Source organism: Pseudomonas sp. GW821-FHT02A08 (assembly GCF_059422045.1).
The window spans coordinates 46,910-64,973 of the sequence record NZ_JBWKWD010000026.1 but is presented as its reverse complement, the minus strand read 5'-3'; the positions used below and the strand labels follow the sequence as shown (position 1 = coordinate 64,973).

Annotated in this window: 13 protein-coding genes and 1 tRNA gene; 7 read left to right on the top strand and 7 right to left on the bottom strand. The window is 61.7% G+C overall.

Features of this window, described 5'->3' with window-relative positions:
• Nucleotides 1–60 precede the first annotated feature (60 nt).
• The 7 genes from AC07W4_RS18575 to AC07W4_RS18545 all read left to right on the top strand — a co-directional run bounded on the left by AC07W4_RS18575 (nt 61) and on the right by AC07W4_RS18545 (nt 8,800).
• Nucleotides 61–726: a response regulator gene (locus tag AC07W4_RS18575; protein ID WP_495033465.1), complete on the top strand. Its 666-nt coding sequence runs from the start codon at nt 61–63 to the stop codon at nt 724–726.
• Complete coding sequence (locus tag AC07W4_RS18570) at nt 702–2,060, top strand: ATP-binding protein (protein WP_495033464.1); 1,359 nt, start codon at nt 702–704, stop codon at nt 2,058–2,060. The genes AC07W4_RS18575 and AC07W4_RS18570 overlap by 25 nt, the downstream gene beginning before the upstream one ends.
• Nucleotides 2,061–2,224: 164 nt before the next feature.
• Nucleotides 2,225–3,292 carry an alpha/beta fold hydrolase gene (locus AC07W4_RS18565; protein WP_495033463.1) on the top strand — a complete coding sequence of 356 codons (1,068 nt, stop codon included), beginning with the start codon at nt 2,225–2,227 and terminating at the stop codon, nt 3,290–3,292.
• A gap of 109 nt (nt 3,293–3,401) precedes the next feature.
• Nucleotides 3,402–4,892: a DUF1254 domain-containing protein gene (locus AC07W4_RS18560; RefSeq protein WP_495033462.1), complete on the top strand. Its 1,491-nt coding sequence runs from the start codon at nt 3,402–3,404 to the stop codon at nt 4,890–4,892.
• 14 nt (nt 4,893–4,906) lie between these two features.
• Complete coding sequence (locus AC07W4_RS18555) at nt 4,907–6,397, top strand: DUF1254 domain-containing protein (RefSeq protein WP_495033461.1); 1,491 nt, start codon at nt 4,907–4,909, stop codon at nt 6,395–6,397.
• Between the two features lie 354 nt (nt 6,398–6,751).
• Nucleotides 6,752–7,405, top strand: a complete 654-nt coding sequence (locus tag AC07W4_RS18550; RefSeq protein ID WP_046043338.1) for a hydrolase — start codon at nt 6,752–6,754, stop codon at nt 7,403–7,405.
• A gap of 66 nt (nt 7,406–7,471) precedes the next feature.
• Entirely contained in the window at nt 7,472–8,800 is a 1,329-nt protein-coding gene (locus tag AC07W4_RS18545) for an OprD family porin (RefSeq protein WP_495033460.1), read from the top strand.
• 8 nt (nt 8,801–8,808) lie between these two features.
• On the opposite strand, the gene AC07W4_RS18540 is transcribed toward AC07W4_RS18545, so the two are convergent.
• The 7 genes from AC07W4_RS18540 to fdnG all read right to left on the bottom strand — a co-directional run bounded on the left by AC07W4_RS18540 (nt 8,809) and on the right by fdnG (nt 17,903).
• Nucleotides 8,809–8,904: transfer RNA gene (locus AC07W4_RS18540), tRNA-Sec, on the bottom strand.
• A 19-nt stretch (nt 8,905–8,923) separates the two neighbouring features.
• Entirely contained in the window at nt 8,924–10,831 is a 1,908-nt protein-coding gene (gene selB, locus AC07W4_RS18535; protein ID WP_495033459.1) for a selenocysteine-specific translation elongation factor, read from the bottom strand.
• The gene (gene selA / locus AC07W4_RS18530; RefSeq protein WP_495033458.1) at nt 10,828–12,258 is read right to left on the bottom strand and encodes an L-seryl-tRNA(Sec) selenium transferase; all 1,431 of its coding nucleotides are present in this window, start codon (nt 12,256–12,258) and stop codon (nt 10,828–10,830) included. The genes selB and selA overlap by 4 nt, the downstream gene beginning before the upstream one ends.
• A gap of 51 nt (nt 12,259–12,309) precedes the next feature.
• Nucleotides 12,310–13,236, bottom strand: a complete 927-nt coding sequence (fdhE, locus tag AC07W4_RS18525; protein WP_495033457.1) for a formate dehydrogenase accessory protein FdhE — start codon at nt 13,234–13,236, stop codon at nt 12,310–12,312.
• Between the two features lie 3 nt (nt 13,237–13,239).
• Nucleotides 13,240–13,905 (bottom strand): formate dehydrogenase subunit gamma, encoded by a 666-nt coding sequence (locus AC07W4_RS18520; protein WP_495033456.1) that lies wholly within the window; start codon nt 13,903–13,905, stop codon nt 13,240–13,242.
• Nucleotides 13,902–14,837: a formate dehydrogenase subunit beta gene (gene fdxH, locus AC07W4_RS18515; RefSeq protein ID WP_150723815.1), complete on the bottom strand. Its 936-nt coding sequence runs from the start codon at nt 14,835–14,837 to the stop codon at nt 13,902–13,904. The genes AC07W4_RS18520 and fdxH overlap by 4 nt, the downstream gene beginning before the upstream one ends.
• Nucleotides 14,838–17,903, bottom strand: coding sequence for a formate dehydrogenase-N subunit alpha (fdnG, locus tag AC07W4_RS18510; protein WP_495033455.1), 3,066 nt, complete (start codon nt 17,901–17,903; stop codon nt 14,838–14,840).
• Nucleotides 17,904–18,064: the final 161 nt, after the last annotated feature.

The following is an 18,064-nucleotide window of genomic DNA, read 5'->3' as shown; positions in this document are numbered from 1 at the left end:
CAGGTGCTTCAATACAGGCGCGACGGTCATGACCGCCGCGCCTATTTTTCGGAGCGGGACATGCGCATATTGCTGGTCGAAGATGACCCGATGATCGGGGACGCCATCCAGGGCGCACTGAGTGATGCGAGCTACGCGACCGATTGGGTGAAAAACGGCCTTACCGCACTCTCGGCGCTGGAGACCCAACCCTATGACCTGGTGCTACTGGACCTCGGGCTGCCTGGCAAGGGCGGGCTCGATGTCCTCGACAGCATTCGCGGCCGCAACAACCCGGTGCCTTTGCTGATCATTACCGCACGGGACAGCCTGGACGATCGCCTGCGTGGCCTCGACGGTGGCGCCGACGACTACTTGCTCAAGCCTTTCGAGATGGCCGAACTGCTGGCCCGTATGCGCGCCGTGCTGCGCCGCAAAGGCGGTAACGCCCAGTCACTGCTGGACAACGGCGTGGTGGCGCTGGACCTGGTGTCGAAACAGGCGAGCACTGCCGAAAACCCCGACGTGCAACTGTCCAGCCGCGAGTTCGCCCTGTTACAGGCCCTGTTGATCCGCCCAGGGGCGATCCTCTCTCGCAGCGAACTCGAAGACCGCCTTTACGGTTGGGGCAACGAAGTGGAAAGCAACGCCGTGGAGTTTCTGATTCATTCGCTGCGCCGCAAGTTGGGCAACCAGGTCATCAAGAACGTCAGGGGTATGGGATGGATGGTTTCAAAAAGCGCTTGAGCGACTCGGTCCAGGTACGGCTGTCGATTGCGCTGTCGCTGGCCATCCTGCTTGTGGCGGTGCTGGCCGGGATGTTTGCGTTCGCCTCCGCCCTTGACGAAGCCCACGAAATGCAGGACGAAACCTTGCGTCAGGTGGCGATGCTGTTCGATCGGCAGCAGATGACACTGCACTATCCTGTGGTCGAAAAAATCCCGGGTGACGACGAAGAATCCAGGGTCATCGTGCAGTACCTGGCCGACAGCAGCAAAGCACTCGGCAGCAACGACGACAGCGTCATCCCGCTGCCCTTCCCCACTACGCTGGCCGATGGTTTGTCGACCGTGAGTATCGCCGGCGAAGACTTTCGTACGCTGGTCAGGACTACCGCCCGGGGCGAGCGCATCGTCGTCGCCCAGGAAACCGGTGTCCGCGACAAAGAGGCACGCGAGAGCGCCTGGCGCAGCCTGTTGCCGTTTCTCATTCTGTTTCCGGTGCTGTTGCTGGTGGTGAGCGATCTGGTGCACAAGCTGTTTCGCCCGATTGCCACCCTCTCCGATGACATAGACCGCCGCGACAAACAGGCCCTGCACCCTATCGACGAGAACCATCTGCCAACCGAGATCCGGCCTTTCGTTGTGGCCATCAATCGCTTGCTGGCGCGGGTTGCGCAGTCCATGGAAACCCAGCGGCGCTTCATCGCCGACGCCGCCCACGAACTGCGTTCGCCCATGACAGCCCTGTCCCTGCAAGCCGAGCGACTGAAAGCCACGCCAATGCCGACGCAAGCCGTCGAGCGTCTGCTGCCGCTGTCGCGAGGCATAGAGCGCAGCAGAAAACTGATCGATCAGTTGCTGGCCCTGGCCGCCGCCCAATCGAACACCGAGCGACCGCCGACCACGGTTTCGGTGCATGAGGTCTATCGACGGGTGCTGGAGGACCTGTTGCCACTGGCGGAGCGAAAGAACATCGATATCGGTGTTGAAAGTACCGAAGACGTGCAGGTCGTCATCAGCGAAATGGACCTGCTGATCCTGGTCAAGAATCTGGTGGACAACGCGATCCGCTACACCCCTTGCGGCGGACGCGTCGACCTTTCGGTGGAGCTGGTGCAGGACAACGTGATCCTTCAGGTCAAGGATTCCGGCCCTGGTATTGCTGCCGACGAACAGATGCGGGTGTTCGACCCGTTCTATCGCAGCATCGAAACCGAAGAAGCAGGCTCCGGGCTGGGGTTGTCCATCGTAAAGGCCATCGCCGAGCGCACGGGGGCTCGGGTGCGCTTGAGTTTTTCGGACGAAACGGACAAAAGCGGGTTATGTGTCTCGATCGAGTTGAAAAGAGGCTCAGGATAAATTCCCTATGTATCACAGTGTGTCAGCACCAACGCCCGATACACGGACTTTCATCCGGCCGGCGATTCGACACAGGCCAGATACGTTGCCACGCTTCAATGCAAGCAAGGTTTGAAGGGGCTCAAGCAGAACCCCTGACCCATGGCTAGTAATGGAGGCATCCCATGAAGAAGGCACTGAGCAACTGCAAAACCGGCAAGACTCGCCGCCACCTGGTCGGCCCTTCGATCCTCGCGCTTACGCTGTTCGGCGTTCTCGGCGCAGCCCACGCGCAAACGACCGCCACCGCGCAGCCGGCGGCGACCCCTGCCGAAACCAGGCAGGTGGCGCCCTTGCCGTTCGGCCCGCTCAAGCATGTCAACGCCGGGTTGCTGGACGTGGCGTACGCCGAAACTGGCCCGGCCAACGGACCGGTGGTGATCCTGCTGCACGGCTGGCCGTATGACATTCACAGTTATGACGAGGTCGCGCCGTTGTTGGCCGCCAAGGGCTATCGGGTACTGATGCCCTATGCGCGCGGCTATGGCGATACGCGTTTCCTGTCTGTAGAAACCGAGCGCAACGGCCAGCCGGCTGCGCTGGCCAGTGATGTCATCGATTTCATGGATGCCCTGAAGATCAAGCAAGCGGTGCTCGGTGGCTACGACTGGGGTGCGCGTTCGGCCGACATTGTCTCGGCGCTGTGGCCGGAACGGGTCAAGGCACTGGTCTCGGTCAGCGGTTATCTGATCGGCAACCAGGCCGCCGGCAAGAACCCGCTGCCACCCAAGGCGGAATTGCAGTGGTGGTATCAGTTCTACTTCGCCACTGATCGTGGTCGCGCCGGTTACGAGAGAAACACCCACGACTTTGCCAAGCTGATCTGGCAACTGGCTTCGCCGAAATGGGCGTTCGATGACGCCACCTTCGACCGTAGCGCCAAGGCGCTGGACAACCCCGACCATGTCGACATCACTGTGTTCAACTACCGCTGGCGCCTGGGCCTGGTCCAGGGCGAGAGCCGATACGAACCACTGGAGCAGAAACTGGCCACGGCGCCTTCCATCAGCGTGCCGACCATTACCCTTGAAGGCGATGCCAATGGCGCTCCGCACCCGGCGCCTGAAGACTATGCCAAACGCTTCACCGGCAAATACGAGTTCCGGCTGATCAGCGGCGGCATCGGCCACAACCTGCCGCAGGAAGATCCGCAGGCGTTCGCCAAGGCGGTGATCGATGCCGATCACCTTTGAGGGCGACCTGACGCATTCGCGCCTGCGTTGAACGGCACCGGGGTAAAGATGAGCTATCTTGAAAGCGAATCACCTGCATCAGGTGACTGCCAACAAGTAAGGACGCTTCATGAATCGTTTGCCCCGGCGCCATGCCCTCTTCGCCTTGACTTTCGCCAGTACGCTCACAGCCGCAGCCCTGTCGGGTACTCCGGGTTACGCGGCACCAGCCACTGTCGCCGCGCCGGCCGCCAGCCCTGTCTCAGGCCCTGTCGCCGGCACCAAAATAACTGAACCGTACGTACGCATGATGGCGCGCGAGGCGTATTTCTGGGCCTGGCCGATGGCCAACATCTTCAATCGTCGCCAGGCCTTCAAGGACCTGCCCGAACCCGGCCTGATGGGCGGCATCGTACCCGTGGCCCCGATCAATCGGCTGTCGATGCTCAGCGACTACATCGACCCGGCCGAGCGCCTGGTGGCTTGCCCGAACCAGGATGTGGTGTACGGCGCCGGCAGCATCGCCCTGGACCTTGAACCGGTGGTGCTGCAAGTGCCGGACTTCGACGGCCGTTTCTGGGTGTATCAGGTGGTCGACCTGCGCTCCGACAGCTTCGCCGAACTGGGCAAAATGTATAACACCCAGCCAGGTTTCTACCTGTTGGTCGGCCCGGACTGGAATGGCAAGGTGCCGCCCGGCATCAAACGGGTGTACCGCTCGCGTACGAACACCGGGTTCGTGATCCCTCGGGTATTCCAGGACGACACCGCCGCCGACCGCCTGGCCGTGCAGCCGGCATTGTCGGGCATCGACATGTACCCGCTGTCGCAGTACGACGGCAATATGAAGAAGCGCAACTGGGCCAGGCTGCCGAAATTTCCGGCCCAGGCTTCTGAAGGCAACGCCGAAACCAAATGGGTGGTACCGGAGAAGTTCTTCGATGAACTGCCGGCCCTGCTCAGGGACGCCAAGCCATTGCCGGGCGAAGAAGCCCGCTACGGGCAAATGGCCGCCCTCGCGGCCATCGCCAAGGCCGACCCGCAACTGCGCGCCGCGATGATCGACGAGGCGAAAAAAACCGACAAAGAGGTGATCGACCCGCTATTGCAGTTCCGCAACTACGGCCTGCAATTGCCCAATCACTGGAGCACCGTGAGCAACGGCGCAGCGTTCGGTACCGACTATTTCACCCGTACCGCCGTGGCGCGCTCGAACATATTCGTCAATCAGCAGAAAGAGACCAAATACTTCTATCAGGATCTGGATGAGAACGGCCTGCGCCTCAACGGCCAGTACGGCTACAGCGTGACGTTCGCCAAAGGCAAGCTGCCGCCGGTCAAGGGGTTCTGGTCGCTGACGCTGTACAACGAACAGCACTTTTTCTCGCCGAACGAGCTCAAACGCTATTCCATCGGCACCAAGAACAAATCCCTGCAAACCAATCCTGATGGCTCCCTGACTATCTACGTGCAAAGCGAATCACCGGGCAAGGACAAGGAAAGCAACTGGCTGCCCTCGCCCAAAGGCGCCGGATTCTCGCTGTACATCCGCGCCTACTGGCCGCAAACCGATGCCCTCGACGGCGACTGGACTCCACCGGCGGTGGTGAAAACCAATTGAAAAGGACTTCTACGATGAACGCAGCCAGCAAAACACTGACCGCACTGGCATTGGCCGTTTCGGTCAGCCTCGGCGCCCAGGCAGCCACGCATTATGAACAACTGGCCGACCTGCCCTTCGTTGGCGGTTATCCAACCCTGGAAGGCGTGGCCCAACTCAAGAACGAGTTGCTGTTCCAGCGCGCCGTGCAGTCCTACATCTGGGCACTGCCGGCATTGAACATGTACGCCATGAAGGAAGGCTCGGAAAAAACCTTCGGTGCCGGCTACAACGTGTTGCCGATCTGGAAAGACCGGCTCAACGCCAAGACCTTGGTGACTACGCCGAACTCCGACGTGATCTACGCCATGGGCTATCTGGATCTGAAGCAGGACGGCCCGATGGTGATTGAAGTGCCGCCGGGCATGCAGGGCATTCTCGACGACTTCTTCCAGCGGCCGATCTGCTCCGAAGGCCAGATCGAAGGTCGTCAGTGGTGCGGCGATGTCGGCCTGCCCGGCCCGGACCAAGGCAAGGGCGCCAAGTACCTGGTGCTGCCACCGGATTACAAGGGTGACGTGCCTGCGGGCTACCTGACCTACCGTTCACGCACCTACAACGTGTTTGTGTTCTGGCGCGGTTTCTTCAAGGACCCGAAACAGCTGGAAGCACCGGTCAAGCTCATGGAGCAGACGCGCATCTATCCGCTGGGCAAAGAAGCCACGGCTAAGAAGATGGAGTTCCCCAACGCCTCGAAAACCCCGGTCAACATGCTCTACCCCACCGATGGCAGCGCGTTTGACATGCTTTCGCGATTTATCGACCATGAATACGTCGACCCGCAGGACATGGAAATGCGCGGCATGCTCGCCGCCTTGGGCATCATAAAGGGCAAGCCGTTCCAGCCGGATACGGCGACCCGCGACCTGCTCGACAAGGCCGCGAAGACCGCGAGCAAAATGGGCCACGCCACTTCCTACACCCCGCAAACCATAGTCGCCAACGGCACCTGGTACCCGGACCGCAAGTGGCTGAACGTCTTCCCGGGCAACGCCACCTTCACTGCCGACACCTTCAACTACATCGACCCACGCACCGGTTTCTTCACCAATGCCTACTCGGCCAGCCCGGGCATGGCGGTGAACATGGAGAACGTCGGCGCCAAGTACCCGGCCACCTTCGTCGACGCCAAGGGCGAGTTCCTGTCGGGCAGTAACGCCTACACACTGAACCTGCCCAAGGGCATTCCGGCGGCGTTGTTCTGGTCGGTAACCGTGTACGACTCGATCACCGCCTCGGGCGTGGATAACGGCCAGCCGTTCCCGTCGTTGAACGCCATGGACAAGCCACTGGTGAATGCCGACGGTTCGATTGACGTGCACTTTGGGCCGGATTCACCGGGTGAAGGCAAGAACTGGATTCGCACCCTGCCGGGCAAAGGCTTCTTCGTGATCCTGCGCCTGTATGGCCCGACCAAGGCGTTTTTCGACAAGGCCTGGAAACCCGGCGATTTGCACAAGCAGTAACCCATAGTCCCGTGAACAAATGAGCGCCCCAGTGGCGTTCATTTCGTTTTGGCGGCATGGGGAGCGAGCCTGCTGGCGATGGCGGAGTGTCCGCTGACATCAATGCTGGATGTGCCGGCCTCATCGCGAGCGAGCTCGCTCCCACAGGGTATATCGCCCCCCGGCATCCGCTCCCGAAGCGAACCTCAGGTCGACGACAGACAGGCGCCCTTTTCCGGTACCAGACGAATATCGACACGACGGTTGGCTTCCCGCCCCGCCTCGGTGTCATCAAAGACAGCACACCGATTCAATATTCCCGACCCGATCTACGCGACCATGACCACCTCACTAACTCCCCGTAAGGACCCTGTCATGGCCATTGCAAAGGCAGTACCCGGCAAAACCCTGCTGACCCCGACCGACCACACCCTGATCATGATCGACCACCAGTCGCAGATGTCCTTCGCGACCAAGTCGATCGACGCCGTCACCCTGCGCAACAACGCCGCACTGGTGGCCAAGGCAGCGCGTGGCTTCAAGGTCTCGACCATTCTCACCACCGTCGCCGAGAAGAGTTTTTCCGGGCCGATCTTCGACGAAATCAAAGCCGTGTTCCCGGAACACAACGTCATCGACCGCACCAGCATGAACACCTGGGAAGACGAGCGTATCGCCGTGGAGGTCAACGCCATCGGCAAGCAGAAGATTGTCCTTGCCGGTCTGTGGACGTCGGTTTGCATCGTAGGCCCGGCGTTGTCGGCCATTGACCAGGGGTTCGAGGTGTATGTGATTGCCGACGCCTGCGGCGACGTCAGCACCGAGGCCCATGAAATGGCCATGCAGCGCATGATCCAGATCGGCGCCCGGCCGATGACTTCGTTGCAATACCTGCTGGAACTGCAACGTGACTGGGCCCGCAGCGAGACCTACGACGAAACGGTGAAAACCTCGATTGCCAACGGTGGTGCCTACGGTCTGGGCCTGATCTACGCCAAGACAATGTTTGGTGCGTCCGAAGGCCATTAAGGTCCGTTGAAAAAACCAGCGACTGCGTCATCCCGACGCTGTCGCTGCCCCCGCGGTGACCCATTGATGATCCATTCCCCGCAAGATTTCAGGGCGGCCATTGCCCTGGGCTTCTGCCTGTTGACCACCCACGCACTGGCCGATGAACCGGCGCAAGGCGCAGAAGGATTTTTCGACGGTGCGACGCTTGGCGTACTCAGCCGCAACTTTTATCTGAACAGTGACTATCGGTCCCCCTCGCCGACCGGCAAGAGCTACAAAGCCGAATGGGCTCAAGGCTTTATCGGTGCTTTTGAATCCGGCTTCACGCCGGGTGCCGTAGGCTTCGGCCTCGATGCCCATGCCTTTCTTGGATTGAAACTCGATGGCGGCAAGGGCCACGCCGGGACCGGATTGCTGCCGCTGGACAGTGAAGGTCGTAGCGATAGCAACTACTCCAGCGGTGGCGGCGCGATCAAGCTCAAGGCTTCGAACACCACCCTGGCGTTTGGTGAAATGGAGGTCGAAAGCCCGGTATTCGACACCGCGGACAAACGCCTGCAACCGGAGTACGCCACCGGATTTCTGCTCGATAGCCGCGAAATCGCCGGCATGAACCTGCAAGCCGGCCACTTCACGGCATTCAAGAATCAGGACAGTGCTTCAGGCAAGGGCAACTTTTTCGGCTATGGCGCCAACACAGAGGCCGGCGGCATTTCGTTTGTCGGCGCCGATCTGTTCACCCAAAGCCCGGTTGGCGGCGCCCTGTATGCGTCGGATCTGACCGACACCTGGCACCAGTACTACGGCAACCTGCACTTCAAGCAGTCCGAAGTGTTCCTCGACGCCAACCTCTATCACACCCGGGACACTGGCCAGGCGCTGGCCGGTGCCATTGATAACACGGCGTACAGCCTGTCCGGCAGATACACGATCGGCGCCCATGGGTTCACCTTGGCGTACCAGAAAGTCGATGGTGATACGCCGTTCGATTTCGTCGGTGGCGACTCCATCTACCTCGCCAACTCGATCAAGTACGCCGACTTCAACGGCGCCCACGAACGCTCCTGGCAGGTTCGTTACGACCTGGACTTGGCCAACTTCGGGGTACCCGGTCTGAAATTCATGACCCGCTACGTCACCGGCGGCCAGATCGACGGCACCCATGCACCACAAGGCGGAGCCTACAACCCGTTCGACCCGGCGACCGGTACCTTCACGCCGCAACAAGGTGATGGGGGTAAGCACTGGGAGCGGGACATCGACCTGCACTACGTCGTGCAGTCCGGAGCGGCCAAGGGTTTGTCGTTGCAACTGTCCCATGTGTCGCACCGGGCGAATGCCGCCCAGGCCGGCGACGACATAGACCGGGTGTACGTAGTCATTCAGTACCCGCTGGGCTTCGGGCCGTTCTGAGCGGAAAGTGGCGGAAGGCAGCCGGAGTCGAACCTGCCCGGGAACGGATGCCGTCCCCAACCGGGTTTGAAGCCCGGCCGCGCCACCGGGCGCGATTGCCTTCCTTGAATTATTGCCTCTGAATCAAAGCTCATTTCGCCGGGCCAACGCACTGTCCAGGCGAATCTGCCGTCGATCTCCAATGCGCCGGGTCAGGCCGATACGGTCGAAGTACTCCAGTATCTGGATACTGCGCTTGCGCCCCAGACCCACCGCATCACGAAACGCCGCCACCTGGATCACCGGGTTGGCGTCCGCCAGTTGCAACAGCATAGCCGCCAATCGGCGAATCATGCCGTCGGTGTAAAACAGGTCGCGTACCACCTGGTGCATCAAGCCCAGGCGCGCCATTTTGCGCAGCAATGCGCGCACGGTCGCTTCGTCTTGTCCCAGGTTGCGCACCCAGGGCGGGTCGAATCCGGCCTGTTCGAATAACGGCTGCAATTGTAGCCATAGGGCTTCATCCTCATCACTCAAGCGCACTTGATGTCCGGGCAGGTGCAACCACGGACCGCTGCTGGCGATGTCACCGCCGACCAACAACTCATCGAGCAGACTGATAAAGGTTGAACGCTCCAGAGTGCTGCCGCTGAATCGACGCAGTCGGTCCCGGTCCGGCCCCATCTGATCCGGTTCGAGTAGATGGAAACGCGCGAGCTGGTCCACTAAAGGCGCTTTCAAGGATTCCCAGCGACTTGCATTGAACAACAATGGGCCTTGACGGGTATTGATCAGGCGCACGTCAGCGGGCAACACCCAACTGTTGCGCGGTCGGTTGAATTGCCGCTCCAGACGCTGAGGATCGATCCCGGTGTCGCTATGGGCCAGCAAAGCCGGCAAAACCTCTTCCAGCCCGGCACAGTTCGCCAGCGTGTCCAACTGCGCCAACCGTTCAGGGCTGCGGCGTTGCCGTGCGGGTGCAAACGGATCGAGTACCCGGCCACCACCCAGGGTTCGTTGGGCACTCTGGTCACGCAGGATCAGCGGATCGCCCTTCACCGCATGTACCGGTGTATTGAGCAGCAGTTGCGCAAACATCCGCCCACCGGGTGCCAGGCTGATGCCTTCCAGCAAGGCGACGCGCCCGGTTATGTCCTGGGTGCCGAGGTGCACGTGCACCGGTTGAAAGTGTTCGAAGGCCCGGGGTTCGCCGGCAAGCAACTGCATGTCGATATCCAGGCGCCGGGTAGGCGCGTACAAGCCCTCGGCCAGCAGCCAGTGGCCGCGATGGATGTGCTCCAGCGCCAGCCGTTCGGCACTCAGGTTCAACGCCACGCGCTGGCCGGCAAAGGCATGGTCGGTGGCCTGGTTTTGCGCGTGCAGGCCACGGATGCGCACCGGTTTGCCTTGTGGCCCCAGCAGCAAGGTATCGCCCACCGCGACCTGACCGGACAGCGCCGTGCCGGTCACTACGATACCGGCCCCGGCCACGCTGAAAGCCCGGTCGATCCCCAGGCGAAAACCACCGTCGGTGCTGCGCTGCTGTACTTCACGCTGGGCTTGCAGCAATTGTTGGCGCAGGGTTTCGATGCCCTCGCCGGTCACGCTCGACAACGCAATCAGCGGTGCATCGGCATAGGGTCCGGGCGCCAGCAAGGTACGGATCTGCTCGCGCACGTCTTGTACCCGGGCGCTGTCGACCCGGTCGCACTTGCTTATCGCCACCAATGCCCGGGGAATGCCCAACAACTGGACAATCGCCAGATGCTCGCGGGTCTGCGGCATCACCCCATCATCAGCGGCCACCACCAGCAACACCAGATCGACGCCCTGCGCCCCGGCCAGCATGTTGTGGGTGAAGCGCTCATGGCCGGGAACGTCGATGAATCCGGTCAACTGTGCACCCGCCTCCAGCGCGGCATACAGGTAGCCCAGGTCGATGGTCATGCCGCGCTCACGCTCTTCGCGGCGCCGGTCACCCGCCTGACCGGTCAACGCCTGGAGCAGCGCCGTCTTGCCATGGTCGATGTGCCCCGCGGTGCCGACAATCACCCTGCCCGGCCCTCCACCTGTAATTGATCGAGTTGCGCCAGCCATGCCGGTTCGTCGTCCAGTTGCCGCAGGTCCAGCCACAGGGCGTCATCGTCGATGCGCCCCAGGACCGCAATCGGCAAGGCGCGAAAGGCTTCTTCCAGCGTCAACAGGGAGCGCCCGCGCAAGCGCTTGGACGTCAACGGGCGCAGACACAGCGCGGCGCTGGCCAGCCGCGCTACCGGCTGGCTGCCGCTGCCGATCATGCCCAGTGCGGGCATGGCACTGACGCTCCAGCCATCACCCAGCACTTGGGCCAGCGCCGGCCGCAAACGCTCAGCCTGGGCGAGGATATCGGCCTGTGACCGGGTCAACAGGCGAAGGCTTGGCAAACGCTCGGCGAGGCGATCGGGGTTGCGGTACAGACCCAGCACCGCTTCCAGGGCCGCCAGGGTCATTTTGTCGACCCGTAGCGCACGTTTAAGGGGGTTTTTCTTGATCCTGGCGATCAGTTCCTTGCGCCCGACAATCACCCCGGCCTGTGGTCCGCCGAGCAGTTTGTCGCCACTGAAGGTGACGATGTCCGCGCCATCCAGCAGCGCCTGGCGCACCGTCGGTTCCGCCGGCAACCCCCAGCGTGTCAAGTCCAGCAGGCTACCGCTGCCGAGGTCTTCGAGCAGTGGCAGTCCATGTTGGAGGGCAATTTGTGCCAGCTCCGCAGTTGGCACGCTCGTGGTGAAACCTTGAATGCTGTAGTTGCTTGCATGCACGCGCATGATCAAACCACTGCGCGGGCCGATGGCCGCCTCGTAGTCGCGGGCATGGGTGCGGTTGGTGGTGCCGACCTCAATCAGCTTCACCCCCGCGCGGGCCATGATGTCGGGGATACGGAAGGCGCCGCCGATTTCAATCAGTTCGCCCCGGGAAATAATCCCTTCCTTGCGTGCGCCCAGGCTGTTGAGGGTCAAGAGCACCGCCGCGGCATTGTTGTTGACCACGGTCACCGCTTCGGCGCCGGTCAGTTCGCGGATCAAGCCTTCGATCAGGTCGTCGCGATCTCCGCGCTTGCCGCTGCGCAGGTCGAATTCGAGGTTGAGCGGATAACGGGCGGCCATTTGCACCGCCTCGATCGCTTCCTCGGGCAACAGCGCCCGGCCAAGGTTGGTGTGCAAGACCGTGCCGGTGAGGTTGAACACCCGGCGCACATGGCTGCGATGCTGGATGGCCAAGCGCTCGCCTACCCTGCCCGCCAGTACCTCAGGGCTGACTTCAACAGACTCGAGTAAACCCTGCCGCCCCCCTTCGCGCAGTTCATCAAGCAATTGCCGCAAGGCAGCCAGTAAGGCATCGCGCCCATAGCGCTCGGCCAACGGCTGGCACGCCGGGTGACGCAACAAACTGTCGATCGAAGGTAGACGCAGGGGTTGGCTGGCACTGCGTGCAGACATCTGGCGCTCCTGAAAACGAATGACCCTCGCGCCAGAGTGTAGACGCTGCGGTTACTCGTCTCCCGGCGCCAACAACAGATTAGGTGCCAGACGCTGATAACCGTCCTGGCTCAGGCGCATGTCGAGCATCAGGCTGGACAGGTCTGCCGACAGTGCTTCGGCATCCGCATCGTTCTCCAGATAAAGCAACTTCAGATAGCTGTTACAACCGGGGCAGACTTCGGCGCGCAACGGCGCCTGGTTGGCGGCATGGCGATCACTTTCAAGGCTGAGGTATTCCAGGCCCTTGCTCTGCTCGCAATACACGCATTTGACGCGCACCACATGCCACTCGCAGGTACACAGCGAACAGACCAGATAACGCAAGCCGTTGTGCTTGCCGCGATGGCGGATCACCCCGGCCATGGCCGGCGAGCCACAGGCCGGGCACTGGCTGAGGCTGTCGCCGGCGGTCAGCACCAGGTTCGGCGTGCTCAACAGCCAGTGGCTCCAGGCCGTTTGCAACGCCGCACCGAGAAACGGCACCAACGCGGCCGGCACCAGCGAATACTGGCCGCTGATCAGTGCCACCGCCCAGGCACGGCGTTGCCCGGCATCGGCCAGGCGCAAGGTGTCCACGGCATCGGCCACGGCAGATTGCGGCGGTGCGTTATAGCGCTGTAACAGGGCATCGAGGTAACGCTGCCAATCGTCTTCGCGTGCCAGGCTGTCGGCCGCGAACGGCGGCAAACCGTGTTGCTGGCACAATTCGATGCGTTGTCGGTCAAGGGGTTCACTTTGCGGCGGGTCGTCCAGCACCTGTTGCTGCACCCGGCACACCCCGGCGATCAGGCGCAGGTAATCGGCCAACGGGTGCCCTTCGGCCAACGCTTCCAGGCGCTGGGCGCGCAGGCTGAACAGGTTATGCGGCGGCATGTACAGGAACGGCGGCGAACTGGCCGCCGCTTCGATTTCTCCAGGTTCCAGGATGGTTGGCAAATGTCAGCCCTTTTTGGTGATCGGACGCGTAGGAGCTTCGTCGCGGGTCTCATCTTGAGTCACTTGGCGATACCAGAGTTCATGGTGTTTCCTGGCCCAGCCGCGGCTGACCCTGCCGTGCAACATGGCGCTGACCGAGCCCTTGATCCAGATACCGGCATAGATGTGCACGATGATGCTCAGGATCAGCACAAAAGCGGCCAACGCATGCAGCAACATCGCCCAGCGTATCGCGGTGATGCCGAAATACTCGCTGAAGTACGCACGCCAGATCACCAGCCCGCTGAACAACAGCACCAACATGCACAGCAGTAAAGTCCAGAAAAGCAGCTTCTGCCCGGGGTTGTACTTGCCGATGGGCGGGACGCCCTCCTCTTCATTCTTCATCACCCGGTCGATGCGCTTGAGCCACAGGCGATCATTGGCGATGAAGTAATTGGCGCGCCAGAAGCGAAACACCAGGCCGAGAAACAGCACGAACATCAGCACGCCCATGAACGGGTGCAGGATGCGTGTCCATGGTCCGCCGCCGAACAGGTTGCTCAGCCAGAACAGCGCCGGGTGGAACAGCGCCAGCCCGGACAGCCCGGCCATGAGGAACAGAATCGCCACCAGCCAGTGATTGGTGCGCTGGTTGCCGGTGTAGCGCAGGATCGTCTTGTTGCTCATGGCCTGCCCTCCCCACGGGGATCGAAGGTGTGCACCGACGGATCGACTTCATGCACGGCGGTGTCCGGCGGCTGCGGATGTTCATCCTCTTCGACGATTTGCGGGCCGACGCGCACGTAGTGGAAGAACCCGGCCAGTACCGCTGCGCCCATTGCGAGCAGCGCCAGCGGTTTGCTGATGCCTTTCCACAGCCCCACTAACGGACTGATTGCCGGGTGATCGGGCAAACCGGCGTACAGTCTTGGCGTATCGGCGTGGTGCAACACGTACATCACGTGGGTGCCACCGACGCCTTCAGGGTCGTACAGGCCGGCGTTTTCAAAGCCCCGGCTCTTGAGGTCGACGATGCGCTCGGCCGCATGCTCCTTCATGTCGTCCTTGGAGCCGAACACGATGGCACCGGTCGGGCAGGTTTTCACGCAGGCCGGTTCCAGCCCGACCGCCACCCGGTCAGAGCACAAGGTGCATTTGTAGGCCTTGTGATCCTTTTGCGAGATCCGTGGAATGTTGAACGGACACCCGGTGATGCAGTAACCGCAACCGATGCAATGATCCTGATCGAAATCGACGATGCCATTGGCGTGCTTGATGATCGCCCCCGGGCTGGGGCATGCCGCCAGGCAACCGGGCTCGGCACAATGCATGCAGCCGTCCTTGCGAATCAGCCACTCCAGGTTGCCGGCGTCGGTCTCGTGCTCGGTGAAGCGCATCAGCGTCCAGGTTTCTGCGGTGAGGTCTTGCGGATTGTCGTAGGTGCCATGGTTATGGCCGACCTCGTCACGCAACTCGTTCCATTCCGAGCAGGCGACCTGGCAGGCCTTGCAGCCGATGCATTTGGTGGTGTCGATCAGCTTGGCGACTTCCTCCATGCCGCGCACCGAGGGCGCGGGTGTGGTGGTGGCCGAGCGGGCAATGATGTCTTGGCTGGCCATTTAGACTTTCTCCACGTTGACCAGGAATGACTTGGATTCCGGGGTCTGGGTGTTGCCATCGCCGAGGAACGGCACCAGGGTGTTGGTCAGGTAACCGTGGCGCGTGAGGCCGGTAAAGCCCCAGTGCAACGGAATGCCGATCTGGTGCACCACCTGATTGTTGACCTGCAACGGACGAATCCGCTTGGTCACCACCGCCACCGCTTCGATGAAGCCACGCTTGCTGCTGACCCGTACCCGGTCGCCGGCGACGATGCCTTTTTCCTTGGCCAACACTTCACCGATCTCGACGAATTGCTCCGGTTGGGTAATCGCGTTGAGCTTGCAATGCTTGGTCCAGAAGTGGAAGTGCTCGGTCAGCCGGTAACTGGTGGCGGCGTACGGGTAATCCTTGGCCACGCCAAGGGAATCCCAGACCGAATCGAAGATCCGCGCCGCCGGGTTGCTGGTGGCTTTCTTGTTTTGCGGGTGCAGCGGGTTGATGCCGATCGGCGTTTCGAACGGCTCGTAGTGTTCAGGGAACGGGCCTTCGTTCATCTTGTCGACGGCGAAGAATCGCGCCACGCCCTCAGGGTTCATGATGAACGGATTCATCCCCGCTTCCGGCGCCACATCAGCCTTGTAGTCCGGCACATCGGTGCCGCCCCAGGTCTTGCCGTTCCACCACACCAGGCGTTTTTTCGGATCCCACGGCTTGCCTTGCAGGTCCGCCGAAGCGCGGTTGTAGAGAATCCGTCGGTTGGCCGGCCAGGCCCAGGCCCAACCTTGGGTCTGGTGCATGCCGTACGGGTCACTGTTGTCGCGGCGAGCCATCTGGTTACCGAGTTCGGTCCAGCTGCCACAGAAAATCCAGCAACCGGACGCCGTGCTGCCGTCGTCCTTGAGCTGGGCGAATCCGGCCAGTTGCGCATTGGCCTTGATCGCCGCGCCAGTGGCATCGGTGAAGTCGGTGGTGGCAGAGCCGTTGATTTCCTTGGCCAGCTCTTCCGGCGAAGGTTCCTCGGGGATCTTGTACGGCCACGACAGTTTGAGCATCGGATCGGGGAATTTGCCGCCATTGGCCTGATAACGCTGGCGCAGGCGCAGGAACAGTTCACTCATGATGCGGATGTCGGTGCGCGCTTCGCCAGGGCCATCCGCGCCCTTCCAGTGCCATTGCAGCCAGCGGCTGCTGTTTACCAGCGAGCCGTCCTCCTCGGCAAAGCAGGTGGTGGGCAGGCGAATGACTTCGGTCTGGATGTCGGCGCTCTTCACATCGTTGTACGGCCCGACATTGCGCCAGAACTCCGAGGTTTCGGTGGCGAGCGGGTCCATCACCACCAGCCACTTCAATTTGGCCAGTGCCGCGGTCACCCGGTTCTTGTCCGGCAGCGCGGCAATCGGGTTGAAGCCCTGGCACATGTAGCCGTTGACCTTGCCCTGGCCCATCAAATCAAACACCTTGAGGATGTCGTATTGGGAAATGTCCAGTTTAGGCAGGTAGTCGTAGGCCCAGTTGTTCTCGGCCGTGGCGTTGGCGCCGTACCAGGCTTTCATCAGGCTGACGTGGAACTTGCCGTAGTTCTGCCAGTAAGACAGTTGCCCCGGGCGCAACGGTTTTTGCGTGCGCTTGACGATGTAGGCGTTGTAATCCTGTTCGGCATCGCCAGGTAGCGTGAGGTAGCCTGGCAGTGCGTTGGAGAGCAGGCCCAGGTCGGTCAGCCCCTGGATGTTGGAGTGCCCGCGCAAGGCGTTGACGCCGCCGCCCGGCATGCCGACGTTACCCAGCAACAGTTGCACCATCGCCGCACTGCGGATCATCTGCGAACCGACCGAGTGCTGGGTCCAGCCCAGGGCGTAGAGAATGGTCATGGTCTTGCCCGGCGTCGAGCAAGTGGCGATTTCCTCCCAGATTTTCTGCATGGCATCGACTGGCATGCCGCAGATCTGGCTCGCCAGTTCCTTGGTGTAACGGCTGTAGTGCTGCTTCATCAATTGATAGACGCAGCGCGGGTCCTGCAACGTCGGATCGACCTTGGCAAACCCGTCCTCGCCAAGCTCATAGCCCCAGCCGGACCTGTCGGTGTAGGCACGCTTGGCGACGTCGTAGCCGCTGAAGATTCCGTCCTCGAAGCCATAGCCGGCTTTGACGATGAACGACACGTCGGTGTAGTTGCGCACGTATTCGTGCTGGATCTTGTCCTCGGTCAGCAGGTAATTGATCAGCCCGCCCATGAAGGCGATGTCGGTGCCGGTGCGGATCGGCGCGTAATAGTCGGCCACCGAGGCGGTCCGGGTAAAACGCGGATCGACCACGATCAGGCGAGCCTTGTTGTGCGCCTTGGCTTCGGTCACCCATTTGAAGCCGCACGGATGCGCTTCTGCTGCGTTGCCGCCCATCACCAGAACCAGATTCGCGTTGGCGATATCGGTCCAGGTATTGGTCATGGCACCACGGCCGTACGTCGGGGCAAGACTTGCCACCGTCGGGCCGTGTCAGACACGCGCCTGGTTATCAAACCCCAGCATGCCGAGACTGCGCACCACCTTGTGGGTGATGTAGCCGGCTTCGTTGGACGCCGCCGAGGCCGCGAGGAAACCGGTGGTCAGCCAACGGTTCACCGTTTGACCCTGGGCGTTCTTCTCGATGAAGTTGGCGTCGCGGTCGGCCTTCATCAGGTCGGCAATGCGATCGAGCGCTTCATCCCAGGAGACGCGGGTCCACTCGGTGCCGCCGGCTTTGCGCACCTGCGGGTATTGCAGGCGTCCGGGGCTGTGAATGAAGTCCAGCAGGCCTGCGCCTTTGGGGCAAAGGGTGCCGCGGTTGACCGGATGGTCGGCATCACCTTCGATGTGGATGATATTTTGCGCGACATTCTTCGCCGTATCGCCCTGGCTGTACATGATCACGCCGCAACCGACCGAGCAATACGGGCAGGTGTTGCGGGTTTCATGGGTGTGGGCGAGCTTGAAGTGACGCACCTGTTCGGCAAAGGCAAGCGTCGGGGCCATGCCCAACGCGCCCAGGCTAGAGCCTGCAAGGCCGATACCGGCGACCTTGAAGAACTGACGACGGCTGAGATCCATCGTGCACTCCTGATCAGGTGGAACCCGGTACATGGCCGGGCTTTTTGAACAACCACGGTCTGGGCAGTCTGGCTGCCGACAGTTGAATTTTAGACAGGGCTGTCGAATTCGCCACGAGAGCCGACCGTCGGGCAATATATTGACGGACACAATCCCTGTGG

What these genes read in the sequence shown, in the direction of transcription:
- AC07W4_RS18575 (WP_495033465.1), top strand. Translation starts at nt 61, where the DNA reads ATGCGCATATTGCTGGTCGAAGATGACCCGATGATCGGGGACGCCATC.
- AC07W4_RS18570 (WP_495033464.1), top strand. Translation starts at nt 702, where the DNA reads ATGGATGGTTTCAAAAAGCGCTTGAGCGACTCGGTCCAGGTACGGCTG.
- AC07W4_RS18565 (WP_495033463.1), top strand. Translation starts at nt 2,225, where the DNA reads ATGAAGAAGGCACTGAGCAACTGCAAAACCGGCAAGACTCGCCGCCAC.
- AC07W4_RS18560 (WP_495033462.1), top strand. Translation starts at nt 3,402, where the DNA reads ATGAATCGTTTGCCCCGGCGCCATGCCCTCTTCGCCTTGACTTTCGCC.
- AC07W4_RS18555 (WP_495033461.1), top strand. Translation starts at nt 4,907, where the DNA reads ATGAACGCAGCCAGCAAAACACTGACCGCACTGGCATTGGCCGTTTCG.
- AC07W4_RS18550 (WP_046043338.1), top strand. Translation starts at nt 6,752, where the DNA reads ATGGCCATTGCAAAGGCAGTACCCGGCAAAACCCTGCTGACCCCGACC.
- AC07W4_RS18545 (WP_495033460.1), top strand. Translation starts at nt 7,472, where the DNA reads ATGATCCATTCCCCGCAAGATTTCAGGGCGGCCATTGCCCTGGGCTTC.
- selA (WP_495033458.1), bottom strand. Translation starts at nt 12,258, where the DNA reads ATGTCTGCACGCAGTGCCAGCCAACCCCTGCGTCTACCTTCGATCGAC.
- AC07W4_RS18520 (WP_495033456.1), bottom strand. Translation starts at nt 13,905, where the DNA reads ATGAGCAACAAGACGATCCTGCGCTACACCGGCAACCAGCGCACCAAT.
- fdxH (WP_150723815.1), bottom strand. Translation starts at nt 14,837, where the DNA reads ATGGCCAGCCAAGACATCATTGCCCGCTCGGCCACCACCACACCCGCG.